This window comes from Quatrionicoccus australiensis (assembly GCF_020510425.1).
In the GTDB taxonomy this organism is placed as follows: Bacteria; Pseudomonadota; Gammaproteobacteria; order Burkholderiales; family Rhodocyclaceae; genus Azonexus; species Azonexus australiensis_A.
Genome location: NZ_JAHBAH010000001.1, coordinates 1,051,534 through 1,076,126, shown reverse-complemented (window position 1 = coordinate 1,076,126; position 24,593 = coordinate 1,051,534). Strand labels below are relative to the sequence as shown.

General features: G+C 61.8%; 23 protein-coding genes. 18 read left to right on the top strand and 5 right to left on the bottom strand.

The features are described from left to right. Positions 1-16 precede the first annotated feature (16 nt). From kdpB to KIG99_RS05235, 9 genes are all read left to right on the top strand, one after another. Positions 17-2,083 (top strand): potassium-transporting ATPase subunit KdpB, encoded by a 2,067-nt coding sequence (gene kdpB / locus KIG99_RS05275; protein WP_226459189.1) that lies wholly within the window; start codon positions 17-19, stop codon positions 2,081-2,083. Positions 2,084-2,094: 11 nt separating this feature from the next. Next, entirely contained in the window at positions 2,095-2,667 is a 573-nt protein-coding gene (gene kdpC, locus KIG99_RS05270; RefSeq protein ID WP_226459188.1) for a potassium-transporting ATPase subunit KdpC, read from the top strand. A gap of 17 nt (positions 2,668-2,684) precedes the next feature. Beyond that, a complete protein-coding gene (locus KIG99_RS05265) occupies positions 2,685-3,494 on the top strand; it encodes a TorF family putative porin (RefSeq protein WP_226459187.1) in 810 nt (269 codons plus the stop codon). Positions 3,495-3,504: 10 nt separating this feature from the next. After that, a complete protein-coding gene (locus tag KIG99_RS05260) occupies positions 3,505-4,071 on the top strand; it encodes a PTS sugar transporter subunit IIA (protein WP_226459186.1) in 567 nt (188 codons plus the stop codon). 98 nt (positions 4,072-4,169) lie between these two features. After that, positions 4,170-4,577: a hypothetical protein gene (locus KIG99_RS05255; protein ID WP_226459185.1), complete on the top strand. Its 408-nt coding sequence runs from the start codon at positions 4,170-4,172 to the stop codon at positions 4,575-4,577. Between the two features lie 185 nt (positions 4,578-4,762). Continuing rightward, positions 4,763-7,471 carry a two-component system sensor histidine kinase KdpD gene (kdpD, locus tag KIG99_RS05250; RefSeq protein ID WP_226459184.1) on the top strand — a complete coding sequence of 903 codons (2,709 nt, stop codon included), beginning with the start codon at positions 4,763-4,765 and terminating at the stop codon, positions 7,469-7,471. Continuing rightward, entirely contained in the window at positions 7,472-8,164 is a 693-nt protein-coding gene (gene kdpE / locus KIG99_RS05245; RefSeq protein ID WP_226459183.1) for a two-component system response regulator KdpE, read from the top strand. 8 nt (positions 8,165-8,172) lie between these two features. Then, the gene (locus KIG99_RS05240; RefSeq protein WP_226459182.1) at positions 8,173-8,478 is read left to right on the top strand and encodes a hypothetical protein; all 306 of its coding nucleotides are present in this window, start codon (positions 8,173-8,175) and stop codon (positions 8,476-8,478) included. Positions 8,479-8,750: 272 nt separating this feature from the next. Next, entirely contained in the window at positions 8,751-9,026 is a 276-nt protein-coding gene (locus KIG99_RS05235) for a hypothetical protein (protein ID WP_226459181.1), read from the top strand. Positions 9,027-9,047: 21 nt separating this feature from the next. Here the strand turns inward: KIG99_RS05235 and KIG99_RS05230 are convergent, their stop codons facing one another. Beyond that, positions 9,048-12,137, bottom strand: coding sequence for an ATP-binding protein (locus tag KIG99_RS05230; protein ID WP_226459180.1), 3,090 nt, complete (start codon positions 12,135-12,137; stop codon positions 9,048-9,050). A gap of 95 nt (positions 12,138-12,232) precedes the next feature. Further along, entirely contained in the window at positions 12,233-12,676 is a 444-nt protein-coding gene (locus tag KIG99_RS05225) for a universal stress protein (protein ID WP_226459179.1), read from the bottom strand. Between the two features lie 84 nt (positions 12,677-12,760). Here KIG99_RS05225 and KIG99_RS05220 point away from each other — a divergent pair, with 84 nt between their 5' ends. The 9 genes from KIG99_RS05220 (at position 12,761) to KIG99_RS05180 (ending at position 21,619) form a co-directional block, all read left to right on the top strand. Then, positions 12,761-14,170 (top strand): MBL fold metallo-hydrolase RNA specificity domain-containing protein, encoded by a 1,410-nt coding sequence (locus KIG99_RS05220; protein ID WP_226459178.1) that lies wholly within the window; start codon positions 12,761-12,763, stop codon positions 14,168-14,170. Between the two features lie 41 nt (positions 14,171-14,211). Then, positions 14,212-15,960, top strand: coding sequence for a PHA/PHB synthase family protein (locus KIG99_RS05215; protein ID WP_226459177.1), 1,749 nt, complete (start codon positions 14,212-14,214; stop codon positions 15,958-15,960). Positions 15,961-16,048: 88 nt separating this feature from the next. Next, positions 16,049-16,669, top strand: coding sequence for a chemotaxis protein (locus KIG99_RS05210; RefSeq protein ID WP_226459176.1), 621 nt, complete (start codon positions 16,049-16,051; stop codon positions 16,667-16,669). A gap of 20 nt (positions 16,670-16,689) precedes the next feature. Next, positions 16,690-17,430, top strand: a complete 741-nt coding sequence (locus tag KIG99_RS05205; protein ID WP_226459175.1) for an oxygen-binding di-iron domain-containing protein — start codon at positions 16,690-16,692, stop codon at positions 17,428-17,430. 79 nt (positions 17,431-17,509) lie between these two features. Then, a complete protein-coding gene (locus tag KIG99_RS05200; protein ID WP_226459174.1) occupies positions 17,510-17,956 on the top strand; it encodes a hemerythrin domain-containing protein in 447 nt (148 codons plus the stop codon). Next, positions 17,953-18,192, top strand: coding sequence for a DUF2249 domain-containing protein (locus KIG99_RS05195; RefSeq protein ID WP_226459173.1), 240 nt, complete (start codon positions 17,953-17,955; stop codon positions 18,190-18,192). The genes KIG99_RS05200 and KIG99_RS05195 overlap by 4 nt, the downstream gene beginning before the upstream one ends. 24 nt (positions 18,193-18,216) lie before the next feature. Then, a complete protein-coding gene (locus KIG99_RS05190; protein WP_226459172.1) occupies positions 18,217-19,512 on the top strand; it encodes a hypothetical protein in 1,296 nt (431 codons plus the stop codon). Further along, positions 19,509-19,889 carry a SirB2 family protein gene (locus KIG99_RS05185; protein ID WP_226459171.1) on the top strand — a complete coding sequence of 127 codons (381 nt, stop codon included), beginning with the start codon at positions 19,509-19,511 and terminating at the stop codon, positions 19,887-19,889. The genes KIG99_RS05190 and KIG99_RS05185 overlap by 4 nt, the downstream gene beginning before the upstream one ends. A 122-nt stretch (positions 19,890-20,011) precedes the next feature. Continuing rightward, positions 20,012-21,619 carry a methyl-accepting chemotaxis protein gene (locus KIG99_RS05180; RefSeq protein WP_226459170.1) on the top strand — a complete coding sequence of 536 codons (1,608 nt, stop codon included), beginning with the start codon at positions 20,012-20,014 and terminating at the stop codon, positions 21,617-21,619. A gap of 83 nt (positions 21,620-21,702) precedes the next feature. Here KIG99_RS05180 and KIG99_RS05175 read toward each other — a convergent pair whose 3' ends face one another. The 3 genes from KIG99_RS05175 to KIG99_RS05165 are packed head-to-tail and all read right to left on the bottom strand — an operon-like array spanning position 21,703 to position 24,546. Next, positions 21,703-22,554 (bottom strand): cache domain-containing protein, encoded by an 852-nt coding sequence (locus KIG99_RS05175; RefSeq protein WP_226459169.1) that lies wholly within the window; start codon positions 22,552-22,554, stop codon positions 21,703-21,705. Between the two features lie 32 nt (positions 22,555-22,586). Further along, positions 22,587-23,234, bottom strand: coding sequence for a response regulator (locus tag KIG99_RS05170; protein WP_226459168.1), 648 nt, complete (start codon positions 23,232-23,234; stop codon positions 22,587-22,589). A gap of 28 nt (positions 23,235-23,262) precedes the next feature. Beyond that, a complete protein-coding gene (locus KIG99_RS05165) occupies positions 23,263-24,546 on the bottom strand; it encodes a sensor histidine kinase (RefSeq protein ID WP_226459167.1) in 1,284 nt (427 codons plus the stop codon). Between the last annotated feature and the right edge of the window lie 47 nt (positions 24,547-24,593).

Sequence of the window (24,593 nt, the reverse complement as noted above, 5' to 3'; positions counted from 1 at the left end):
GAGGGGAGAGAAAATAATGACCCGCAAGACTTTTACCCTGTTCGATCCGGCGCTGGCCCTGCCCGCCATCGCCGATGCCTTCCGCAAGCTCAATCCGGCGGTGCAATGGCGCAATCCGGTGATGTTCGTCGTTTACGTCGGCAGCATCCTGACCACCATCCTCTGGGTGCAAGCCCTCGGTGGCGAGGGGGAGGCGCAGCCCGGCTTCATCCTGGCCATCACCATCTGGTTGTGGTTCACGGTGCTTTTCGCCAATTTTGCCGAAGCGCTGGCCGAGGGCCGCAGCAAGGCGCAAGCTGCTTCGCTGCGCGGCCTGAAAAAGGAAACCTGGGCCAAGAAACTGCGCGAACCCCGCTTCGGTGCGGAGTGGCAGATGACCCCGGCCGCCGACCTGCGCAAGGGTGACGTGATCGTTGTCCAGGCGCAGGAAACCATCCCGGCCGACGGCGAAGTCATCGAAGGCGTTGCCTCGGTGGACGAATCCGCCATCACCGGCGAATCGGCTCCCGTTATCCGCGAATCCGGCGGCGACTTCTCGGCCGTGACCGGCGGCACCCGCGTGCTGTCCGACTGGATCGTCGTCCGGGTCACGGTAAATCCGGGTGAAACCTTCGTCGACCGCATGATTGCCATGGTCGAAAACGCCAAGCGTCAGAAGACGCCGAACGAAATCGCCCTGACCATCCTGCTCGTCGCGCTGACCATCGTCTTCCTCGGTGTCGTCGTCACCCTGCTGCCGTTCTCGCTGTTCAGCGTCGAAGTGGCCGGGGCCGGTACGCCGATCAGCATCACGGTGCTGATCGCGCTGCTCGTCTGCCTGATCCCGACCACCATCGCCGGGCTCCTTTCGGCCATCGGTGTCGCCGGCATGAGCCGCATGATGCAGGCCAACGTGATTGCCACCTCCGGCCGTGCCGTCGAAGCGGCCGGCGACGTCGATGTGTTGTTGATGGACAAGACCGGCACGATCACGCTGGGCAATCGTCAAGCTTCCACTTTCCTGCCGGCTGATGGTGTCAGCGAAGCCGAACTGGCCGACGCCGCCCAACTGGCCTCGCTGGCTGACGAAACGCCGGAAGGGCGCAGTATCGTGGTGCTGGCCAAGCAGCGCTTCCAGTTGCGCGAGCGTGATATTCACGCGCTGGATGCCCATTTCGTGCATTTCTCGGCCAATACCCGGATGAGCGGCGTGGACATGGCAGGCCGTCAGATCCGCAAGGGCGCGGCCGAAGCCATCAGGAAACACGTCGAGGCGCTGGGCGGCAGTTTTCCCAAATCGGTCATCGGCAAGGTCGATGAGGTCGCCCGGCGCGGCAGTACGCCGCTGGTGGTCACCGACGGGACGCGCGTCATGGGTGTCGTCGAACTCAAGGACATCGTCAAGGGCGGCATCAAGGAGCGTTTTGCCGAACTGCGCCAGATGGGCATCAAGACCATCATGGTGACCGGTGACAACCGCATTACCGCTGCCGCCATCGCTGCCGAAGCCGGGGTTGATGACTTCCTGCCGGAAGCGACGCCGGAAGCCAAGCTGGCGCTGATCCGCCAGTACCAGGCGGAAGGCCGCCTGGTGGCGATGACCGGCGACGGGACCAACGACGCGCCGGCGCTGGCCCAGGCCGACGTCGCGGTGGCCATGAACACCGGCACGCAGGCGGCAAAGGAAGCCGGCAACATGGTCGACCTCGATTCCAACCCGACCAAGCTGATCGAGGTGGTCGAGACCGGCAAGCAGATGCTGATGACGCGCGGTTCTCTGACGACGTTTTCCATCGCCAACGATATCGCCAAGTATTTCGCGATCATCCCGGCCGCTTTCGTGACGACTTACCCGCAACTCGCCGCGCTCAACGTCATGGGGCTGGCCAGTCCGGCCTCGGCCATCCTGTCGGCGGTGATCTTCAATGCGCTGATCATCGTCTTCCTGATCCCGCTCGCCCTGAAAGGCGTCAAGTACCGGCCGCTCGGCGCTGCAACGCTGTTGCGCCAGAATCTGGCGATCTACGGCCTAGGTGGCGTCATCGTTCCCTTTATCGGCATCAAGCTGATCGACATGGCAATTGCCGCCGTCGGTCTGGCCTGAGGAGAAAACTCATGAAAACCCTGTTGCGTCCTGCCGTCAGTCTCTTCGTTCTGCTTACTGCCGTCACCGGTATTGCCTACCCGCTGGCCGTCACCGGCGTCGCCAAGCTCGCTTTCCCCGAAGCCGCCGCTGGCAGCCTGATCGTCAAGGATGGCAAGGCAGTCGGTTCCCGACTGATCGGCCAGAACTTCAGCGATCCCAAGTATTTCTGGGGCCGTCCCTCGGCCACCGGGCCGATGCCGTACAACGCCAGTGCCTCCAGCGGCTCCAATCAGGGACCGCTCAATCCGGCCCTGGTCGATGCCGTCAAGGGGCGGATCGAGGCTTTGCAGGCGGCTGACCCTGACAACAAGCTGCCGATCCCGGCCGATCTGGTCAACGCTTCGGCCAGCGGGCTCGACCCGCACATCAGTCCGGAAGCCGCTGTCTACCAGGTAGCCCGCATTGCCGGCCAGCGCCATCTGCTGGTTGCCGATGTCAAGGCGCTGGTCAGCCAGCATACCGAAGGCCGCCAATGGGGCGTCTTCGGCGAGCCGCGGGTCAATGTCCTGCAACTCAATATTGCGCTTGATGCACTTCGTTAAACTACAGAGAGATTTTCATGCAAAAGAATACCGCTTCGCTTCGTTCCCTTGTCGCCCTTGCCCTGGCTGCTGCTTGTGCGGCACCGGTTCTGGCCGAGGATGCGCCGACCTCCGAGCATAGCCTGACCGGCAATCTCGGCCTGTTTTCCAGCTACCGTTTCCGTGGTATCGACCAGACCTTCGGCAAGCCGGCCCTGCAAGGCGGCCTCGATTACACCCATTCGAGCGGTCTGTATTTCGGCAACTGGAATTCCAATGTCTCTTCCGGTGCCGGTTATCCGGAAGGCAATCTGGAAACGGATTTCTACGGCGGTTACAAGGCCAGCTTTGGCGATTTCGGGCTTGATGTCGGTGGCCTGTATTACTACTACCCGGGTTCCACCTATCTCGGCAAGACAGTCGATAACGGCGAGTTGTACGTCGCTGCCAGCTGGAAATTCATCTCGCTCAAGTATTCCTATGCCGTGACTGACTACTTCGGTGCAAAAACCTCCACCGGTGGCAACACCAAGGGGGCTGGTTACATTGATCTCAGTGCCAACTACGATCTGGGCGAGGGCTGGGCGGTCAATGGTCACCTTGGTCATCTCGACTTTGGCAAAGTCAGCGACGCTTCCTACACCGACTGGAAACTTGGTGTGACCAAGGATGTCAGCGGTTACGTCTTTGGTCTTGCCTACGTGGACACCGATGCCAAGGGTGACTGCGCTACCAGTCAAGTCTATTGCTTCTCCAATAATCTTGATGCCCAGGGCAACAAGACCGGCACGAAGAGCAAAAATGGCGGTCGCGGCATCGCCGTCCTTTCTGTCGTCAAGGCTTTCTGAACGCAGGCCCATGCCCGCGCAGTTCATCAAGCGCGATGCTGCGGGCCATCCCGCAGCATCGTGCCGCCAGTGGATCGAACGCTGGCGGATACATCGTCCCGAGGAGGAATACCCTTTGAAATCGATCGCTGATCTTCTTCCCGCACGGGACATCATCCTTGATCTGGAGGTGGCGAACAAAGAGCAACTCTTCGACGCCATCGGTCGGCACATGGAGGCGATGCACGGCATGCCGAAGGAGTGGGTTGTCCTCAGTCTGTCGCGTCGTGAACAGGTTGGATCAACAGGCCTGGGCGAGGGGGTTGCCATTCCACACGCGCGCATCAAGGACCTTCTTTGCATACAACTGGCCTACGTTCGTCTCCAGTCGCCGATTCCGTTCGGCGCCCCGGATGGCAAGCCGGTATCCGATATCCTTGTCCTGCTGGTGCCGAAGCAGGCGACGGAGGAACACCTGAGCATCCTGGCTGAAGCGACGCGGCTGTTTTCCGATGCCCGTTTCCGCGAGCGTTTGCATCAGGGCCGGGAGTCGGCAGCGGTAAAACAATTGTTTGCGGACTGGCCCGTTCCAGTCTGACCCGGCAGACTGGTTTTTACGTTCTTTTTATATCCGCCCCCCGATATTTTGCAAAATCTTGAAATTGTCCTGTCTAGTATTCGTCTGGTACCAGACCTGTGGAAACGAGGAAATATGGATGCCGTGAATTTTCTGCTGACGGTGGCCGTTATCGTCGTACCACTGGGGATGGCCTGGTTGTTTATCAATCGAAAGTGAAGGATCACATGAACTCGGACTTATGCATCGGTATTGCTTCGACGAATGGCTCGCTTGAAATCGCTGCCCTGGAACCCGGCAAGGCTGCCGTGGTGATGACATTTCCGGCGACGGGAATGGGGGTTGAAGGCATTCGGGTCTTTTTGTCCGGATATGGCAATCCGGTGCGCATGGCAGTGGCGGGAGTCGCAGCGCTCAGTTTGGCGCTGGCTCTCGGAAATGTCTGCGGGCGGGAAACTTTTATCGTTTCCTCAAGCATTGCCAATCAGGCGGTGGCCCTGGCACGTTATGCGGAACACGCGGCATAACTCACCATGGCGCGACATATATGCCCGGTTTGCGGCAAGGCGCATGAAGTCCATGCGGTACTGGATCAGTTGTCCTATGGTCGACCGCGGACCTGTTCTCCGCATTGCAAGTCGGTTTACCCCGGACTGGTTCGGGCCAGGGTTCTGGCCGAAATAGCCAAAGGCTTACAGGAAAAATAAGGCTCATGTCAGATCAAAGACCCGATCCCGACCAACTGCTAAATCGCCTGAATGTGGAAGAGGCGAAGGCCAGGCGCGGCAAGCTGAAGATATTTTTTGGCGCCTCGGCTGGCGTTGGCAAGACCTACGCCATGCTCGGTGCGGCGCGGCAGCAATTGCTGGCCGGCGTCGATGTGCTGATCGGTGTCGTCGAGACGCACGGCCGCCTGGAAACCGAGGTCATGGCCGATGGCCTGGAGTGCCTGCCGCAGCGTGATGTGCCTTATCGCGAGCGCACGCTCAAGGAATTCGACCTGGATGCAGCGCTGGCCCGCAAACCGGCGCTGATCCTGATGGATGAACTGGCCCACTCCAATGTCGCCGGCTCGCGCCATGCGAAGCGCTGGCAGGACGTCGACGAATTGCTGGCGGCCGGCATCGACGTCTATTCAACGATCAATGTCCAGCACCTGGAAAGTCTCAATGATGTGGTTAGCGGCATTACCGGCATCCGGGTCTGGGAAACGGTGCCCGACAAGGTTTTCGATGCGGCCGACGAGGTTGTGCTGGTCGATCTGCCGCCTGACGAATTGCTGCAGCGTCTGCAGGCCGGCAAGGTCTATCTGCCAAATCAGGCGGAGCGGGCGATTCGCAACTTTTTCCGCAAGGGCAACCTGATTGCCCTGCGGGAACTGGCGCTGCGCCGCACGGCTGACCGCGTCGATGACGAGATGCTGCAATACCGGCGCGACCAGTTCGTTTCGCCCGTCTGGCAAACCCGCGACTCCTTGCTGGCCTGCATCGGCACCGGTGCTGGTGCGGAAAAGGTCGTTCGCACCACGGCCCGCATCGCCAGTCGCCTGGAAGCGCCATGGCACGCGATCTATATCGAAACGCCTACCTTGCAGCGTTTGTCGGAGGCCAGCCGGCACCGCATCCTGCGCAATCTGAAACTGGCCGAGGAACTGGGCGCGCAGACGGCAACTTTGTCGGGTAGCGAGGCCGACCAGGTCGCGATCAAATACGCCCGAGATCACAACCTGGCGAAAATTGTTGTCGGTCGCGATCACCTGCGTGCCTGGCGACCCTGGTACCGCTCCTTCGCCGACCGGGTCGGGCAACAGGCCCCGGATCTCGATGTGTTGCAGATTGCCCGCTCGGATGCCGAACGTGAGTTGGGGCAGTCTGCCCGGGAAACCACCACTGAAAACGTATTTGACCAGTGGACAAGCTACGCCAAGTCGGCTGCCGGTTGTGCCCTGGCCGGCTTGGCTGCCGCTGCCTTGTTTCCGATCGTCGATCTGCCGAATATCGTCATGGTTTTCCTGCTGGCAGTGGTGCTGGTCAGCGTGCGTTACGGGCGAGGCCCAGGCGTCCTGGCTTCCTTCCTGTCGGTGGCCATCTTCGATTTCTTCTTCGTTCCGCCTCGCTTCTCTTTCGCGGTCAGCGATGTGCAGTACCTGATGACCTTTCTCGTCATGCTGGCGGTCGGTCTGATCACCGGTCAACTGACTGCAGGCTCGAAATACCAGGCCAAGGTGGCGACCCGCCGTGAACAGCGTGTCCGTTCCCTTTACGAAATGTCGCGCGATCTTTCCGGTGCGCTGATGCCGGAGCAGATTGCCGAAATCGGCGAGCGTTTCATCGTCGCCGAACTTGGTGCCCGGGCGGCTTTTCTGCTGGCCGATGACGGCGACCGCTTGCAGCCGGCGCTGCCGTCGGCCAATACATTGCCCGTCGTCGACCTGGGCATCGCCCAGTGGGCCTTCGATCATGGCGAGGCAGCCGGGCAGGGGACCAATACCCTGGCGGCCAGCCCCATCCTGTATTTGCCGCTGAAGGCGCCGATGCGCCAGCGTGGCGTACTGGCGCTCGAAATGCAGCACTCCGATCGTCTGCTGATTCCGGAGCAGCGGCGCCTGCTCGACACCTTCGCCTCGCTGATCGCTATCGCCCTGGAGCGCGTGCATTACGTCGAGGTGGCGCAGAGCACCACTGTGCAAATGGAGTCCGAGCGTTTGCGCAATTCCGTGCTGTCGGCCATCTCGCACGATCTGCGTACGCCGATGAGTGTCCTGGTCGGCCTCGCCGACTCGATGTTCCTGACCCAGCCGCCGCCGAGCGGCCCGCAGGCCGAGATCGCCCGCTCGCTGAAGGAGGAGGCTCTGCGGGTCAGCGGCCAGGTTAACAACTTGCTCGACATGGCTCGTTTGCAGGCTGGTCGCGTCGAGTTGAACCGGCAATGGCAGCCGCTGGAAGAGGTTGTCGTCAGTGCCCTGAAATCTCTGGAGCGGGCTTTTGCCCAGCATCAGATCAAGGTCTCGCTCGATGAGAATCTGCCGCTGGTCAATATTGATTCCGTATTGATGGAGCGGGTGATCTACAACCTCTTGGAAAATACCGTGAAATACACGCCCACGGGCAGTTTGGTGGAAATCGGCGCGAATGTGATGCAAAGCACCATTGAGGTCTGGATTGACGATAACGGTCCCGGCTTGCCCAAAGGCAAAGAGGAAGTCATTTTCAAGAAATTCGAACGCGGTCAGCCGGAGGGGGCTACCCGCGGTGTCGGGCTTGGGCTGGCCATTTGTCGGGCCATCGTCGAAGCGCATGGTGGCGAGATTCATGCTGAAAATCGGCCGCTGGGTGGAGCCCGTTTCATGTTCACCTTGCCGAAAGGCAATCCGCCGCTTCTTGATGATGAAGAAGCTACGGAAAACGAAGGGGCTTGCTGAATGTCCACCACCACACCCATCGTGATCGTTGTCGAAGATGAAGGGAAGATCCGGCGCTTCGTCCGCCTGGCACTGGAGGCCGAGGCGCTCGAGGTTTACGAGGCGGACTCGGTGGCACGCGGCTTGATCGAGGTGGGTACCCGGCAACCCGATCTGGTGGTCCTTGATCTTGGTCTGCCGGATGGTGATGGAATCGACCTGATCCGCGACCTGCGCAGCTGGTCAGACATTCCCATCATCGTCCTTTCCGCCCGCACGGCAGAAGCCGACAAGGTGGCTGCGCTGGATGCCGGTGCCGACGATTACCTGATCAAGCCGTTTGGTGCCGCGGAATTGCTGGCGCGCGTCCGGGCACATTTGCGCCGGCGTTTCCGGTCGGGGGCAACCGGCATGAGCGTATTCGAGTTCGGCAATGTTCGCGTCGACCTCGGCAAACGGATTGTCGAAAAAGCCGGGCAACAAATTCACCTGACCCCGATTGAATTCCGGCTGCTCGCCCATCTGATCGCCAATCCGGACTCTGTACTGACCCATCGGCAACTACTGAAGGCTGTCTGGGGGCCATCCCATGCCGAAGACAGCCACTATGTCCGTGTCTATATGGGCCATGTCAGGAAAAAGATCGAGGACGATCCGACCCGGCCGCAACACATTCTGACTGAATCCGGTGTCGGCTATCGTTTCGTGAGCTGAGTATGGGTATGCGTGAAGTCCTGCGGTCAAGGAAACGGCAATGCCCGGAATGCCTGCAGCAAACAGCGGTGGTGACCCGCCGCTGCCACTGCGGATTGCGATTTGGGTCGAGACCGGTCTTCCTATCAACGCTATCGAGCAAAGTGTTGTTTTTTTCCGGGGCGTTATTGTTGGGCAGTTCTCTATCCGGGACGCTGAATGCGATGGGCTTTTCCACGCTTGGCGCTAGTCGGCTGCTGATCGATTTGGGCCTGGGAACGGCTTATTACTTTGTGGTTCGCTTCGTCTATTTTTTGTGCCAGCGCTCAAATTGAATCGCCCTGCGTTCAACAGCTACTCCCGAGTCCGTTGAAATACTGCGATGCGAACTGAACAAGAGAGAGTCAGCCAATAGGGGCATCAAGCCGGGTTTTTCGCATGGGCCCTCCGGCAGGTTTCAGCGTCAAGCTGCAGTTTGGATGGCGTCTCTGGAAGGATTGGGGAGCATCGGCTCCCGTGGCCGATTTTTGCCTGATCAGAATCGTTTCCGCCGGGCTCGGGTAAACTCGGGTTTCACGCGATGCCCATCGGGCGGGAGGATGCCATCATGGCCAAGAAGACACAGGTCGCTGTTGCCAACGACGCAGCGGACTATCGGGATGTGGTTGTCCGCATCAATCTGGATGGGAAAACCGACTGGTTGTTCACGATCAGTCTGGACAAGGAGTTCGATTTTCTCCTTGAGGACGCTACGCCACGTTCTTCGGCAACAGATGCCGAGGCGTTTGTCGACAACGACAAGGTGCCGGACGATGTGCTCGCGGAACTTGAACGTGTTCAGCCTCAGGTGATGGCTCTGCTGCAGCCCGACGCGTCAGCCTGACCGGCCAAGGCCGGCGTGCGCTCAGTGTATGCCGGCGATGGTTCGCGCCAGGGCGGCGCGGACTTCCTTTTCGCTGATCGGCTTGGCGATGTAGTCGTTCATGCCGGCGGCGATGCATTGTTCGCGGTCGCCCTGCATGGCGTGGGCGGTCATGGCGATGACCGGGATGGCCGGGTTGATGGCCGTGCTTGAGCTGCGCAGGCGTTGGGTGGCAGTGAAGCCGTCCATGACCGGCATCTGGCAATCCATCAACACTAGGTCGTAATTGCTGCGTCCGAGCGCTTCGAGCGCCAGTTGGCCGTTGCCGACGATTTCGACGAGATGGCCGAGGCGGGAGAGGATGCCTTCGGCGACTTTCTGGTTCACCAGGTTGTCTTCGACGAGCAGGATGCGTTGCGGTGGCAGGTCTGCATCGACAAGGGGCGTCTGGCTGGCTTCCCGGTGGCTGATTTCCAGCGGCAGTTCGAACCAGAAGCTCGAACCCTTGCCCGGTCTGCTGCTGACGCCGATTTCGCCGTGCATCAGTTCAACCAGTTGCTTTGAAATCGAGAGGCCAAGCCCGGTGCCACCAAAGCGGCGGGTTGTCGAGTTGTCGGCCTGGGAGAACGGGGTGAACAACTCGCTGATCTGCTCGTCGGAAATGCCGATGCCGGTATCGTGGACCGTAAAGCGCAGACGAATCCTGTCGGTGTCACGGGTGAGCGGTGCGACCCGCAGCCGGACCGAGCCGAAGCTGGTGAATTTGATCGCATTGCCGAGCAGGTTGGTCAGCACCTGTCGCATGCGGCCGGCGTCGCCGCGCAGCCGCTCGGGCAGGCCGGCTTCCGGTTCGTAAATGAATTGCAGGCCTTTTTCCCGGGCCTTGATGCCGGGCAGCAGACAGGTCTGGGCCAGCATTTCTTCAAGATTGAAATCGATATGCTCGATGTCGAGCTTGCCGGCTTCGATTTTCGAGAAGTCGAGAATGTCGTTGATGATGGTCAGCAGCGAACCGGCGCTGTTGCGGACGATCTGGGCATATTCCTTCTGCTCGGCATCGAGCTTGGTGTCGAGCAGCAAGTCGGTCATGCCGATCACGCCGTTCATCGGCGTACGGATTTCGTGACTCATGTTGGCGAGAAACTCGCTCTTGGCCCGGCTTGCCGCTTCGGCCCGCTCGGAGGCTTCCTTGCGTGCGGCCAGCGTGCGGTCGTTGGCAATGGCCAGCGCGAACAGTTGGCCGATCTGGTGCAGCGTTTCGAGACGCAATGCCGAGTGCGACGGATTGGGTTGGGTATAGAGAAAAAGGATGCCGAGACATTCCTGGGCAAGCAGCAGCGGCACGATGTAATGGCCGTGGTTGCCCTCTGGCGGCCAGCTGTTTTCGTGTTCCGGGTTACTCTGGCAGCCATCCGAGATGATGATTTCACCGGATTTTGCCGCCCGTCCGCACAGGCAGTGAGCGAGCGGCACGTTTTGTTCGCCGGCGAGGGATTCGGGCGAAAAGGCGCCAAGCGAGGTGCACAGGCTGAGTTGCTCTGTGCCTGGCTGCAACAGGAAGACGCCGCCCTTCTTCTCGATACTCAGGCCGTGCATCGCAAAAATGGCGGCGAGCGAATCGTTGAAGCGCTCCTGCAGGGGGCGGGCCGTGTCCTGCAGGATGCTGGCGATGGCGAACTTGGTTTCGGCGCCTTCGCGGGCATCGTGTTCGTCTTCTTCGTGCTGTTTCTTGGCGGTGATGTCGGAGGCTGCGCCGCGGTAACCGACGAAATTGCCGTGCCGGTCAAAGACCGGAACACCACTCAGGCTGAGCCAGCACAGGGCACCATCCGCGCGTTGCATGCGGTACTCGAACTGGTGGAAGGGCCGATGTGCTTCAAGCTCGGCAATGTGGCGATCCATTTCGGCCAGATCGCGCGGGTCGACCGATGCGAGGATGTCGCGGCGTGTCTTGCCAAGTAGTTTGCTTGTGTCGATGCCGAGGATGGCGTTGGTACTGTCTGAAAAGAATGAGAAGCGCAGTTCTGCATCCATTTCCCAGAACCACCAGCCGGCGCTGGTCGAGAAAATATCGTGAAAGCGTTGCTCGTTGGCGGCCAGCGATTCATGCGCGTCGAGCAGGCGGTTTTCGACGCTCTGCAGGCGGCGCGAAAGCGCTAGAAAGAGCAGGATGGCGAGAAGAGTGGCACCCAGTATCAGCATCACCAGTTGCTGCTTGCTGGCTTGCCGGCTGCTGCTGACGTCGCGCAGGATGGCGATGGAAACCACCGGTTGCTGGTTGTAATCTTCCAGGGTCAGGATGCGGCTCAACCAGGTTTTGCCAGCATCCCTGACCTCGACAACGCCTGGGTCATGCCCGGCAACGGCCTGCTCCCACGGCGCGACCAGGCCGGCCGGAATCTTGTCCAGGCTCTGGTTGAGCAGCGCGAATCGGGGGTGCTCATTCCATTCGCCGCTGAAGCCGAGCGCATGCTTTCCGGTCAGGAAGGCTTTTTCACTGGTCTGCGCCTTGTGTACCGCGGTCATGACCTCGACCTTGAGCAGCTTGTGAATCATGTTGGCGAACCAGTCGACCTCGGTGCCCATTTCGATGTAACCGATCAACTGACCGTCGACGTGCCAGGGTTTGACATGGCGCAGCGTGTAGGTTGCCGTCATGCCGAGTTCCAGGCCGCTGGCCGGCAGGTCCTTGCTCGATGCTTCGCGGAAGGTCTTGCGCTTGACCAGGTCGCCGGCTACTGCCGGTTCGTGCACGCGCAACAGGATATGGCCATCGGGCGCGATGAAATACCAGTGGCTGATGCCGAATTCCTGGCGCAACTGCTGCAGTCTGTCCTGTGTCGCGGCAAGCAGGGCGGCGCGGTCGCCATGCCGCATGGCGGCAATCAGCGTCTTGTTATGTGCGGCTTCGTCGGCGAACCAGGCCAGTTGCCGCGTGCTGTCGACCTGCATGTTTTCCCATGCGGTGCGCACCAGTTCGGCGCTGGCTTCGGTCGCCTGTATTTCTTGCTGCTGCAGATGCTTGCTGAAAAGTTGTGCGAAAACGACGACCAGCACCAGCAGCACCAGACCGACCGGGAGCAGTATCTGGCGCTGGAAGCGAAAGGCGGAAGCGGTTTCAGGTGCGCCCATGGCGATGGCTTTGGAGCGAGTACAGCCAGATTCCGGTCATTGCCGGAGCAAGACCGGAACAAACAGGATGGCGGTTTTATCGGGAACGGATTTGCCTAGCGGTAAACCAGCACGGGGATCTTGGAATGAGTCAGGACCTTGTTGGTTTCGCTGCCCAGCAAAAAGCCGCTGATGCCGCGTCGACCGTGCGAGGCCATGAAGATCAGGTCGCAACCCGCGGTTTCGGCGGCGGCGATGATCGCTTCGTAGGGAATGTCGCTGGTGGCGGATATCGTGCTGCATTCGACGCCGGCATCGGCGCACAGTTTCTGGACTTCGCCGAGATATTCGGCGGCCTGCTGCTCGGCCAGTTCGGCAAATTTTTCCGGCGTGGTCGGGTCGATCAGGGCGCCTTCGCCGAAGTAGGCGATCGGGTATTCCGGCTTGGCGAAAAAGATGGTGACGCGGGCGCCGGTCTCGCCGGCAAAGGACACGGCACGGGCGGCCGTGGCACGGGAAAGTTCGGAACCGTCGGTCGGAACGAGAATGTGCTTGAACATGAGTCTATCTCCTGAAACGTTGTGCCAGCGTTGCATTCGGCTTTGTTGAGGTTCATGCTACGCCAAGTCAGGAGGAAATAAAACATGCGACTCGGTTTCTTGGGCGCCACCGGTGAAGTGACCGGTTCCTGCTATCTCCTTGAGGCTGGAGATACGCGTTTTCTCGTCGATTGCGGCATGTTCCAGGGCGGACCGGAGGCGCGCAGCAAGAACCTGCGGGCCCTGAACTTCGGCTTTGATGTACGCGACATCGACTTCGTGCTTCTTACGCACGCGCACATCGATCATTCCGGCCTGCTGCCGCGCCTGTCCATGCTCGGTTACAAGGGGCCGATCTACACGACGCCGGCGACCATCGATCTGCTCGAAGTGCTGTTGCCGGACAGTGCTCACATCCAGGAAAAGGAAGCCGAGTGGCAATTGCGCCATCGGCACCGGCGCGGCGCCACCGAGCGCGGCATTCCGGCGCCGCTCTATTCGGTGATGCAGGCGCAGGCCGTGCTCGAGCAATTGAAACCGGTCAACTATGGCGAAAGCTTCAATCCGGCAGAAAATGTTTCGGTCCGCTTTCGCGATGCCGGTCATATCCTCGGTTCGGCTTTGCTCGAAGTGACCGTCAGCGGTGAAGGCCGGCCTCGCCGCCTGGTCTTCTCCGGCGATCTCGGCATGCCGGACCGGCCGGTGCTGTGCGATCCGGAACAGCCGCTGGCCGCCGACGTCCTGCTCGTCGAGTCGACCTACGGCAATCGTTCGCATCGTTCGCTGCAGGAAACCGAAGACGAAATTGTCGATGCCTTCGAGCGCACCCGTGCCGCACACGGCAACCTGATCATTCCCGCCTTTGCCGTGGGTCGCACGCAGGAACTGCTCTACATGCTGGCCGACCTGATCCGCCGCAAGCGCCTGGCGCCGCTCAAGGTCTATGTCGATTCGCCGATGGCGAGCAAGGCGACGCAGATCACCATGGCGCACCAGGAACTGCTCGATCCGGAAACACGCGAGCTGATTGCCTGGCAGGAAGGGCATCCGAACAAGATGCGCATCCAGTTCGTCGGCGATGTCGAGGAGTCGAAGGCGCTCAACGAGGTCCGGCAGGGGGCGGTGATCGTTTCGGCGAGCGGCATGTGCGAGGCCGGGCGGATCAAGTACCACCTGCGCGAAAACCTGCCGCGCAGCGAGTGCAGCATCCTGATCACCGGCTTCCAGGCCGCCGGTACGCTTGGCCGACGCCTGGTCGACGGCGCCCGCCTGGTTCATATCTTTGGTCAGCCGGTGCCGGTCCGTGCACGCATCTACACCGTTGGCGGGCTGTCGGCACATGCCGATCAGGGCGCCTTGCTCGGCTGGCTGGGCGGCTTTCGCGCGCCGCCGGGCAAGACTTTCGTGGTGCATGGCGAAGCCGGGGCCAGTGCTGCGCTGGCCGCCGCGATCGAAGAAAAACTGGGCTGGCCGGAGGTGCATCTGCCACGGCCCGGCGAGTTCGTCGTAATATGATGACTCTCTAGTCAGTAAGCATTCAGGAAGAGGTAAGCGCCATGTCCGGTAATTCGTCCTCGCGTCATAACAGTGTCGATATCAGCAGCCTGAGTCCCCTCGAGTCGGTCGGCAAGGCGGTCAGCAATGCCTTCGACCCCTATGGCGTCACGACTTCCCTGCTCAACGCCCAGATGGCGTGGATGATGCATCCGCAGGAACTGACGCGGGCGGTCAACGCCCTGTCGGGCGATCTTTTTGCTCTGCAGTCGCATGTCACGCGGCGGGCCATGGGGCTGCCTTCAACCGACGTCATCACGCCGCACGGCGATGATGCGCGTTTTGCCAATCCGTTGTGGACCGAGTCGGCCTCCTGGGACATCATCAAGGAATGGTACCTGGCCTTCACCCACCGGCTGCAGGACATGTACTTCGAGACGCCAGGCATGTCCGACAAGGAGCGGCGTCGTGCCGCCTTCTGGTTGCGCGAATGGCTGAACATGGTGGCGCCGACCAATTTCTTCTGGCTCAATCCGGTGGCGATGCAGCGCTGCGTCGAGACCAATGGCGAAAGCCTGAAACTGGGTTGGGAAAATTTCCAGCGCGATGCCAAGGCCAAGAACATCCAGATGGTCGAGCCCGATGCCTTCACGGTCGGCCAGGATCTGGCGACGACGCCGGGCAAGGTGGTGTTCCGCAACCGCCTGGTCGAGATCATTCATTACACGCCGACCACCGACAAGGTGCGGGCGATGCCCATCGTCATCACGACGCCGTGGATCAACAAGTTCTACATCCTCGACCTGAATCCCAAGAAGAGTCTGGTCAAGTACCTGACCGACCAGGGCTTCTCGGTGTTCATCACCAGCTGGAAGAATCCCGGCCCCGAACTGGCCGATGTCCGCCTCGACGATTACTTGCTCGAAGGTGTCAACGAAGCGGTGCGCGTCGCCTGCGAATTCTGCAAGGTGCCGCAGGTGCATCTGGTCGGCTACTGCATCGGCGGTACGCTGGTGTCGACCTACATGGCCTGGGCCAACAAGCGCTTTGGCGCCGACAAGGTGCCGGTCGCGCACTGGACGCTGTTCACTACGCTGACCGACTTCTCGCATCCGGGCGACATCGATGTCTTCATCGACGACGCCTGCATCGCGGCGCTTGAAGAGTCGATGGCGAAAAAGGGCTATCTTGACGGCACCGAAATGGCGACCTCCTTCCGCCTGCTGCGCTCGAACAGCCTGATCTGGCATTACTGGGTCAGTAGCTACCTGCTCGGTGAAAAGCTGCCGCCGTTCGATGTGCTGTTCTGGAACGTGGACGCGACGCGCATGCCGCAGGCCATGCACTCCTATTACCTGCACGAGATGTATCTCGAAAACAACCTGGTCAAGCGCGACAAGCTGACCATCGCCGGCGAAAGCATCGATCTCGACCGCATCGTGCAGCCGCTCTACGCGGTGACCGCCGAGGACGACCACATCGCACCGTGGAAGCAGTGCTACCGCATCCGCAAGTACGTCAATGTCGCCGCGCCGGTGCGTTTCGTGCTGTCGACCTCCGGTCACATTCTCGGCATCGTCAACCCGCCGGCCAATCCGCCGAAGCGGGCCTACTGGATTGCCGAGCCGGAACGCAACGAGCACTGGGAACACTGGCAGGAGCGCGCCGAGAAGCGGCCAGGCACCTGGTGGGAAGACTGGACGCAGTGGCTGGGCGAACGCACCGGCAATCTGGTCGACGCCTATCCGGCCGCCAACCGCAAGTTCCCGGCGCTGGCCGACGCACCCGGTACCTACGTGCTGGAAAAATAGCGGCATCCCCCTTGCAGTAGCGTGGGCTATCCACCAGCGGCCTGAATTGATACAGTAGCCGCTGGCTGGAAACCCCATGGTGCCTGCAATGACGAATTTCCCGACGACAATCGAGCAAGGGCCGCAGGCGGGTGACGACCTGCTGCGCATTGTCCGTATCAATGAAGAGATCAAGCGGGTCGTCGGTGTTTCCTTCAAGATCAACATCATGGCGCTCAACGCCATTTTCCTCGCCAAGCGGGCGGGGACTGCGGCACGCGGCTTCGGCGTGCTCTCCAACGAATTCCGGGTTTTTTCGCAGGACCTGCGGACCTGCATGGATACGCTGACCAAGCTGGTCTATGCCTGCGTCAACGAGGTTTCGGTGATGCTCCAGGATCTGCGTTTCACGCGTTTGCTGATCGATGCCAGCAAATTGGCGCCGCAGGATGCGTTGACCGCCATTCTGCAACGGCGCCAGGGCAAGAGCGAGCAGCATGAGGCGCAACTGGCCAGCCTGCGCCGGCAGCTCAAGCTGGCCATGGAAGATGCTTTCCGGATGGTCGAACTGGGCGGTGTACTCGCCAAATCGGCCAAAATCGAAGCCGCCTACGGCCAGGCCTTTGCCGTGCCGCTGGCCCAGGTGTCGGGCGAATTCGACAACATCGTCGAAGAAATCCATCTCTCGCTCGAAGCACTGCGCCGCTCGGCGTTTTTTACCGGCAACTGAAGCGGGAGGGGGAGAAAGCAATGAAAACGACAAAAACCATTTTTCAGGACGGCAACCACAAGTGGGTGGCGATCGTTCGCGATCCGGCCAAGCCGGACTTCATCGTCGATACCAACGAATACCTGGTGACCAACGGCGGGCGCGGCCTGCTGGTCGATCCGGGCGGAGCCGAGATTTTCCCGGCGGTCTTTTCGGCGCTTTCTGCCGAGTTCGATCCGACCGCGCTGGCCGGCATCTTCGCATCGCACCAGGATCCCGATATCTGTTCATCCCTGGCGCTCTGGCTGGAATTCAATCCGGGCATGCGCTGCCATATCAGCTGGCTGTGGAGCAGTTTCATTCCGCACTTCGGTGGTACCGCCGATACGTTTGTCTCGATCCCGGACCAGGGTTCGGAAATTTCGCTCGAAGGCCTGATCCTGCAGGCGGTGCCGGCGCATTACCTGCACTCCTCCGGCAACTTCAATCTCTACGACAAGATCGCCAAGGTAATGTTTTCCGGCGATGTCGGCGCAGCCCTGCTGCCAGCGGGCGAGACCGGCCTGTTCGTCGAGGATTTCGACCGCCACATCCGGCATGCCGAAGGTTTTCACCGGCGCTGGATGGGCTCGAACGAAGCCAAGCGGCGCTGGTGCGAGCGGGTGTCGCAGATGGATATCGACATGCTCTGCCCGCAGCACGGCGCGATTTACCAGGGGGCGGACGTGGCACGCTTCATCAACTGGTTTGACGAATTGCAGGTCGGGATCGTCAGCGCCTGATTTTTGCGGATTTGATCGTGGTCAAAGATGCGGGCGGTAGCGCTCCGGACAATGGGTTTTCCCAACGCAGGAGCCCGCCATGACCACTATCCGCAGTCTGATGACCGACGATCATCGCCATTGCGACGATCTTTTTGCCGTTGCCGAAGAGGCGATGGCCGAAAACAAGATAAGCACGGCCGCCGCGGCCTTTGCCTGCTTCCGGCAGGCGATGCTGGCGCATTTCGCTGCCGAGGAAAAAACGCTGTTCCCGACTTTCGAGGCGAAGACCGGCATGAGCATGGGGCCGACCCAGGTCATGCGCCTTGAGCACACCCAGATGCGCACGCTGCTCGACGATGCCGCCGCCGCGCTGGCGGCCGGTAATGCCGACGACTATCTCGGCGTGGCCGAAACCCTGGTCATCATGATGCAGCAGCACAACATGAAGGAAGAGAACATTCTCTACCCGATGTGCGATCAGCACTTGCCGGGCGAACTGCCGGCCGTGCTCGAACGCCTGAACAGCGACCTTGCCCTGGTATGACTGACACCCCGCTTCACGCCAAAACGCCGCATGTCGTCGACGCCCGCTTCATGGAGCCGCCCGAGCCTTTCGTGCAGACCATGGAAATGCTCGATACGCTTCAGCCGGGCGAAAAAATGCTGCTCCTGCTCTACCGTGAGCCGCATCCGCTCTACCAGGTCCTGACGCGGAACGGGCATGCCTACAGCACCGAACTGTTGCCCGACGGCACCTTCGAAATCCTGATTTCACGCTGAACGGCCGAAACGAGCGGCTTTCCCATGCAGGCACTGCTTTCCTTCGAAAACGCGCCGCCCTTTGCCGCGCCGCTGCGCTTCTTCATCACGGCGCCGCTCTTTGCGCTGCTCGCCGGTTTGCTGTTGCTGATCGATGGCCCTGACCTGTTTGCCTCGCGCTGGTTGCCGGCCACGTTGGCGGCCACGCACCTGATGACGGTCGGTTTCATGCTGCAGGTCATGCTCGGTGCGCTGATCCAGATTCTGCCGGTGGTAGCCGGCGCCAACCTGGCGCAGCCGCTGCGCGTCGCCGCCGTTGTTCATCCCTGCCTGAGCGGTGGCGTCCTGCTGCTGGCGGCCGGGTTTTATTTCGGCCAACCGCTGCTGCTCGAAAGCGGCGCCGGGCTGCTCGGCCTGGGTGTTCTCGTCTTCCTGATCGTCGGCGGGCGCGCCTTGTTTGCTGTGCCATCGACCAGCCCGACCATCCGAGGTTTGAAATTGGCTTTTTTTGGCCTGTTGACCGTTGCCGGCCTCGGTGTCGTGCTGGCGCTGGCCATGGCGCGCGGCTGGGCCTTGCCCCTGCCGGAACTGACCGATCTGCACGCCGGCTTGGGCCTGGCTGGCTGGGCCGGCGTCTTGCTGGCTGCCGTGGCCTATGTCGTGGTACCGATGTTCCAGCTGACGCCGGGTTATCCGGCGCGGCCCGGCTGGTTGTTCCCGTTGCTGATCATCGGCCTGTTGCTGTTGTGGAGCCTGGCCGTGCTGCTCGCCATGCCGCTGCTGGTGCGAGTGGCCCAGGCCGGGTTGGCGCTGGCCGGGCTGGCCTTTGCCGGCCTGACCCTGCGTTTACAAGGCCGGCGCCGGCGGGCGCGTGCCGATGCGACCTATCGTTACTGGCAACTCGGTCTGGTCGCGAGCATTTTTGCCCTTTGCATGCTGTTGACCGCTGCGCTCGCGCCCAAGCTTGCCGAGTTGCCCGGCTGGCCCCTGTTTTTCGGGATTTTGCTGATCGCCGGCGGTTTTCTGCCTTTCATCATCGGCATGCTTTACAAGATCGTGCCTTTCCTCGCCTGGCTGCATCTGCAGAACCAGGGGCAGGGCAAGCTGCCGGCCCCGAACATGAGCCGCATCCTGCCCGATCTCGCCATGCAGCGCCAAATGAAGGCCTGGTTGCTGGCTGTCGTGCTGCTGCTCGCTGCGGTCGTCTTTCCCGACTGGCTGGCGCGGCCGGCCGGGCTGGCGCTGATGCTGGCCAGCGGCGGGCTGGCTTTCAACCTGCTGGCGGCGCTGCGGCGTTACCGGCAGCATGGTGCCGTGATTCGCGAGAAACTGGCGGCATGAGCTATCTCGCAGTCAAATACCTGCACGTCGGCTGTGTCGTGCTGAGCGGTCTCGGCTTCGCCTTGCGCGGCATCTGGATGCTGCGTTCCTCGCCGCTGTTGCAGGCGCGCCTGACCCGGCGTCTGCCGCATCTGCTCGATAGCCTGTTGCTCGGCAGCGCACTTTGGCTGGCCTGGTCTAGCGGCCAGTATCCGCTGGCACAGGACTGGCTGAGCGCCAAGCTGGGTGGCCTGCTCGTCTACATCGTTTGCGGCGCGCTGGCACTCAAGCGCTGCAGAAGCAGAAACGGGCGCATCGTCTTCCTGTTTCTGGCGGTGCTGGCCTACGCCTATATCGTCAGCGTTGCCCTGCGTCGGCAAGTCCTGCCCTGGCTGTAGCAGGGGCATTCCGGACAATTTCTCGGCGCTTGCCTGGCTTGCGCGTGCAATGACTCGTTTTTCTTCCGAACCCGGTTTACTATGCGTAAAGTAATATGTTGCGTTAATTGGGGGGAGACAAAATGACTATTGCAAAACGTTTGGCCATCTTGATTTTGGTGGCCGTCGCCGGCCTGATCGTGGTTGGCCTGTTCGGCCTGCGCCAGATGGGGGCGATCGATGCCAACCTGAAGTACGCCAACGAAAATTCGATTCCGAGTATTCGCAAGGTTGCCAACATGGACAGCAGCTTCCTGCGCTTGCGGGTTGCCGTGCTTGGCTTCCTGGTCAGCAATGAGGAACAGCGACCGGCTTACGAAAAGCGGATCGAATCTGCCAAGCAGGAAATCGATCAGCATATTCTCGCTTATGAAAAGCTGATCAGCGATGACAAGGACAAGCAGTACCTGGAGACGACCCGCAGCCTGGTCAAGGATTACATCCCTCTGCTTGACGTTGCCTTGTCGGCGACCAAGGCGGGGCAACCCGACAAGGCCAAGGCCGGCATGGGCCCGGCCGGTGAAATCTCCAAGAAGATCAGCGAGAACATCGAGGCGCATGCCAAGTACAACGAGTCGCTGGCCGAGCAGGAAGTGCAAAAGGCGGAAGAGGCCTACTCGAGCGGCAAGACCGTTTCAACGCTGGTCATCCTGCTCGCCATGGCGCTGACCGGGACGATGGGCTTCCTGCTTTACAGCCATGTCACGTCATCGCTGGGCGGCATGGTCGAAATCTTCTCGCGTATCGAAAGCTCGCTCGATTTCACCGGCCGTCTGCCGGTCAAGGGCGAAGACGAGGTAGCCAAGGCGGCCGGTGCCTTCAATCGCCTGCTCGATCGTCTGCAGGGGAGCCTTAAGGAAATTTCCCGTCACACGACGGCGGTGAATTCGGCGGCCAACCGTGTCGCGACTTCGTCGACCCAGATGTCGATTGCCTCCTCGCAACAGAGCGAAGCGGCTTCCAGCATGGCGGCGACGGTCGAGGAAATGACGGTCAGCATCAACCACGTTGCCGACCGCGCCCGCGAAGCCAACGAGCTGTCGCTGTCCTCCGGCGAGCAGGCGCAGCGTGGCGAAAGCATCATTGGCCAGACCGTCAGCGGCATCAACGGCATTGCCGAAACCGTACGTAGCGCCGCCGACCAGATTTCCTGCCTTGAACAGCAGAGCGAGCGGATCAGCCATGTCGTGGCGGTGATCAAGGAAGTGGCCGATCAGACCAACCTGCTGGCGCTCAATGCCGCGATCGAAGCGGCGCGGGCCGGCGAGCAGGGGCGCGGTTTCGCGGTGGTTGCCGACGAAGTGCGCAAGCTGGCCGAGCGGACGACGCAATCGACCCAGGAAATCGGCAAGACCATTGCCGAGATGCAGACCAGTGCCCAGTCGGCCGTGCAGGGTATCCGCCAGGTGGTGGACAAGGTCGAAGCCGGGGTGAGCAGTGCCGAACAGGCCAATGTGGCGATCCAGGCAATCGGCAGCAGTTCGCGTCAGGCGGTCGACATGGTTGGCGACATCAGCAGCGCGATTCGCGAACAGAGCATGGCGAGCACCAGCATCGCGCAGCAGGTCGAACATATCGCCCAGATGTCGGAAGAAAACAGCTCGGCATCGAGTGCGACCTCCGACACGGCCGGCGAACTGGCTGGTCTGGCCGAGGAAATGCATCGGGTCGTGGCCCAGTACCGGGTCTGAGCGCGTGCCGAACACCCGGTCGGGGGGCCGGATGTTCTCTGATAGCGCCCGCTTCTTATGGAGCGGGCGTTTTTTTGCCCGAATTATTCGCTGTAGAAGCCGACGCCGATCAGGCTGCCGTTTTCGCGCCGGATGAAAGTGCGTTTTTTCTCGACCGCATTGGTCACCGGGTTGCGCCAGACGTAATCGACCGTGCCTTCGCCCTTGCTCCGGGCCAGTTCGATCATCTCGCGGATCAGCGGATGTCCTTCGACATCGTGAAGGTCGCTGGCATCGGTGCCGACCCATTTCGGGTTCATGCCGTGCGCCTCGAACTTGCCGCTTTCCAGGTTGACGGCAAAGACGTAAAGGTCGTCGCGCACGAAGCTGCCGCGCGTGTCGTTGAACTTGCCGGCGGCGCTGCGAATGCCTGACTTGCGCACCTCGGCGCTCGCCGCGTCGAGCAGTTTGCGGGCATCGTCGGCGGTTGACCGTGGCGCGTAGTAGCCGACGCCGAGGATGTAGTCGCCTTCGCGATGCAGCCAGGCGACCTTGGGTTCGACATGGTTGCTCTTGCGGTTGAGCCAGACGTAGCGGATGCGCGCCTCCGGCTGCTTGTCGGTGACGGCGATCATCTGGCGGAAAATCGGGCTGCCGGCGGCGTCGACCGTATCGAGCACCTTGAGGCCGATCAGGCTGTCCGGGGCGGCGCCGTTGGCAACATAGGTGCCCTGGCGGTCGATCACATAGACATAGAGGTCCTTGCGCACGAACGCTCCCTTGCGCTCGTTGAAGGCCGGCCAGGCCTTGTCCGGGCCGTTCGCCTGCAGGTGTTTGACCGCCTGGTCGAAGAGGGCGCGGGCCTCGCGCGGCGTCGCGTGTTCGCCGGCCGTGGCCAGCGAGCTGGTCGCGAGCAGGACGATGCCGGCCAGGCCGAGGGTGGGTTTCTTGTGCATTGCTAGGTCTCCGTAACGTTGGTTTGGGTGTTTCAGGCGCCGATGCCCTGGCGAATATCGACCAGGCCGTGTCGTGCGGCCAGGTGGAGCAGCTTGAAATCGCTGTCGGTATCGAGCTTCTGACGGATCAGCGAAAGATAGTTGAGCACCGTCTTCTGGCTCAGGTGCATGGAACTGGCGATCACGCTGGCCGGCTCGCCGTGCGCGAGCAAGCGCAGGACCTCGAATTCGCGCGGCGTCAGCTGCTTGAGCGGGGCGTCGCCGTCGATCGCCTCGCGCGCCAGGATCTCGGCAATTTCGGGCGAAAAAACACGTTTACCGCTGGCGACGCGGCGGATGCCGGCGATCACGTCCTCCGGCTCGCAATACTTGGTCAGATAGCCGTGCGCGCCGCTTTTCAGCGCCTGCGTGACGTGCCCGGCGCTGTCGTGCATGGACAGCACGAGAATGCGCAAGGCCGGCAGGCGGGCCAGCATGCCGCGGATCGCCTCGATGCCGCTGCTGCCTTTCAGGCTCAGGTCGACCAGCGCGACATCGGGCCGGCAGCGCAGCGCCAGCGCGTTCGCCTCGTCGGCGCTGGCGGCCTCGCCGACCACCTGCAGGCCGGGTTCGGCGTCGAGCAGCCGGCGATAGCCGGTGCGGACCACGGCGTGGTCGTCGATCAGGGCGATGCGTATCATGTTCGTCTCCTTGTTGTTCTACTGTGTCCTACCCCGGTACTGCCCGCGGCAGGACTGCGCAGAGGCGCAATCCGCCGGTTTTTTCATTGCTCGCGTGGCAACGTCCGCCCACCATCTCGAGCCGTTCGGTCATGCCGAGCAGGCCGCCGCGGCCGGCATGGGCGGTGTCCGGCAGGCCGCAACCGTCATCGACGATTTCGGCCCGGATTTCGCCGTCGACCGCCAGCAGCCCGACTGCACAGAAGCGCGCGCCGCTGTGTCGGACGACGTTGGTCAGCGCCTCCTGTACCACCCGGTAGAGCGCCAGCGCCGCCTCGTCGGAAAGCGCCGGCAGCTCGCCCGGCAGATCCAGGTGAAAAACGATGCCGGTGCTGCGTGCCTGCCAGCCGTCCACCAGTTCGCGCAAGGCGCCACCCAGACCACCGGCATCCAGCCCGTGCGGGCGCAGCGACTTGAGCATCTGGCGCAACTGGCTGCCACCCTGACGCAGGTCGCGGCGCAACTCGCCGGCACAGGCGGCAACCTCGAGTGGTGAGAGTTGCCCGGCATGGCGTTCAAGATGCGCCGCAGTCACGTTCAAGGCGGTCAGCGTCTGCCCCATCTCGTCATGCAATTCCCTTGCCAAAGTCCGGCGCTCCTCTTCCTGGACGCGAATCAACTGGTGCGCCAGGTCGCGCCGGGCGGCGCGCGATGTCTTGAGCGCAGCAGCCAGCGCCTCGATGGCACCGGCGACGCGGCGGAATTCGTGGAGCCGGAAGGCGGGCAGGGCGGGATCGGCATCGCCGCCGGCCAGGCGTTCCAGCCCGGCCTCCAGTTCGCGTACCGGACTCAGCGCCCGGTGTGCCGACCACCACGCCAGCAGCAGGGTTGCTCCAGAAAAGAGCAGCAGGGTGATCAATAGTCGAACACTGTCACCCAGGCGCTCGTCGATTTCCGAGGCCGGGTTGGGCGCGATATGCAGCGTGCGCGTGCCGAGCACGATGCGCTCGACTGCGGCCGGTGCCGTCGGCGCAAGCAGCCCGGCCAGGCCGCCGCGCTCGGGGGCGGGCAGGGCGGCCGCGTCGAAGGCGATATTGAGGTGACGCAAGGCGGCATCGGCGGCAAGGGCATGCAACTGCGCTTCGGCCGCGGCGGCGGGCAGTGCCGGGTCGAGCGCGGCGACGGCGCCGAGCAGACGGGCGAGGCGGGCCGAGGCCGCGGTTTCGGTGTTGATGTCGCTGCGCAGCGAATACAGGTTGATCGCCAGCGCAACCACCAGCAGGCCGCCGAGCAGGGCACCGAGTGTATGCAGCAGGCGTTTGCGCAGATCCATTGCCAGACTCCGGAATGAGGTTGCCTGTCCTACAGCAGGTTTCATAC

What these genes read in the sequence shown, in the direction of transcription:
- kdpB (WP_226459189.1), top strand. Translation starts at nt 17, where the DNA reads ATGACCCGCAAGACTTTTACCCTGTTCGATCCGGCGCTGGCCCTGCCC.
- kdpC (WP_226459188.1), top strand. Translation starts at nt 2,095, where the DNA reads ATGAAAACCCTGTTGCGTCCTGCCGTCAGTCTCTTCGTTCTGCTTACT.
- KIG99_RS05265 (WP_226459187.1), top strand. Translation starts at nt 2,685, where the DNA reads ATGCAAAAGAATACCGCTTCGCTTCGTTCCCTTGTCGCCCTTGCCCTG.
- KIG99_RS05260 (WP_226459186.1), top strand. Translation starts at nt 3,505, where the DNA reads ATGCCCGCGCAGTTCATCAAGCGCGATGCTGCGGGCCATCCCGCAGCA.
- kdpD (WP_226459184.1), top strand. Translation starts at nt 4,763, where the DNA reads ATGTCAGATCAAAGACCCGATCCCGACCAACTGCTAAATCGCCTGAAT.
- kdpE (WP_226459183.1), top strand. Translation starts at nt 7,472, where the DNA reads ATGTCCACCACCACACCCATCGTGATCGTTGTCGAAGATGAAGGGAAG.
- KIG99_RS05240 (WP_226459182.1), top strand. Translation starts at nt 8,173, where the DNA reads ATGCGTGAAGTCCTGCGGTCAAGGAAACGGCAATGCCCGGAATGCCTG.
- KIG99_RS05235 (WP_226459181.1), top strand. Translation starts at nt 8,751, where the DNA reads ATGGCCAAGAAGACACAGGTCGCTGTTGCCAACGACGCAGCGGACTAT.
- KIG99_RS05230 (WP_226459180.1), bottom strand. Translation starts at nt 12,137, where the DNA reads ATGGGCGCACCTGAAACCGCTTCCGCCTTTCGCTTCCAGCGCCAGATA.
- KIG99_RS05225 (WP_226459179.1), bottom strand. Translation starts at nt 12,676, where the DNA reads ATGTTCAAGCACATTCTCGTTCCGACCGACGGTTCCGAACTTTCCCGT.
- KIG99_RS05220 (WP_226459178.1), top strand. Translation starts at nt 12,761, where the DNA reads ATGCGACTCGGTTTCTTGGGCGCCACCGGTGAAGTGACCGGTTCCTGC.
- KIG99_RS05215 (WP_226459177.1), top strand. Translation starts at nt 14,212, where the DNA reads ATGTCCGGTAATTCGTCCTCGCGTCATAACAGTGTCGATATCAGCAGC.
- KIG99_RS05210 (WP_226459176.1), top strand. Translation starts at nt 16,049, where the DNA reads ATGACGAATTTCCCGACGACAATCGAGCAAGGGCCGCAGGCGGGTGAC.
- KIG99_RS05205 (WP_226459175.1), top strand. Translation starts at nt 16,690, where the DNA reads ATGAAAACGACAAAAACCATTTTTCAGGACGGCAACCACAAGTGGGTG.
- KIG99_RS05200 (WP_226459174.1), top strand. Translation starts at nt 17,510, where the DNA reads ATGACCACTATCCGCAGTCTGATGACCGACGATCATCGCCATTGCGAC.
- KIG99_RS05195 (WP_226459173.1), top strand. Translation starts at nt 17,953, where the DNA reads ATGACTGACACCCCGCTTCACGCCAAAACGCCGCATGTCGTCGACGCC.
- KIG99_RS05190 (WP_226459172.1), top strand. Translation starts at nt 18,217, where the DNA reads ATGCAGGCACTGCTTTCCTTCGAAAACGCGCCGCCCTTTGCCGCGCCG.
- KIG99_RS05185 (WP_226459171.1), top strand. Translation starts at nt 19,509, where the DNA reads ATGAGCTATCTCGCAGTCAAATACCTGCACGTCGGCTGTGTCGTGCTG.
- KIG99_RS05180 (WP_226459170.1), top strand. Translation starts at nt 20,012, where the DNA reads ATGACTATTGCAAAACGTTTGGCCATCTTGATTTTGGTGGCCGTCGCC.
- KIG99_RS05175 (WP_226459169.1), bottom strand. Translation starts at nt 22,554, where the DNA reads ATGCACAAGAAACCCACCCTCGGCCTGGCCGGCATCGTCCTGCTCGCG.
- KIG99_RS05170 (WP_226459168.1), bottom strand. Translation starts at nt 23,234, where the DNA reads ATGATACGCATCGCCCTGATCGACGACCACGCCGTGGTCCGCACCGGC.
- KIG99_RS05165 (WP_226459167.1), bottom strand. Translation starts at nt 24,546, where the DNA reads ATGGATCTGCGCAAACGCCTGCTGCATACACTCGGTGCCCTGCTCGGC.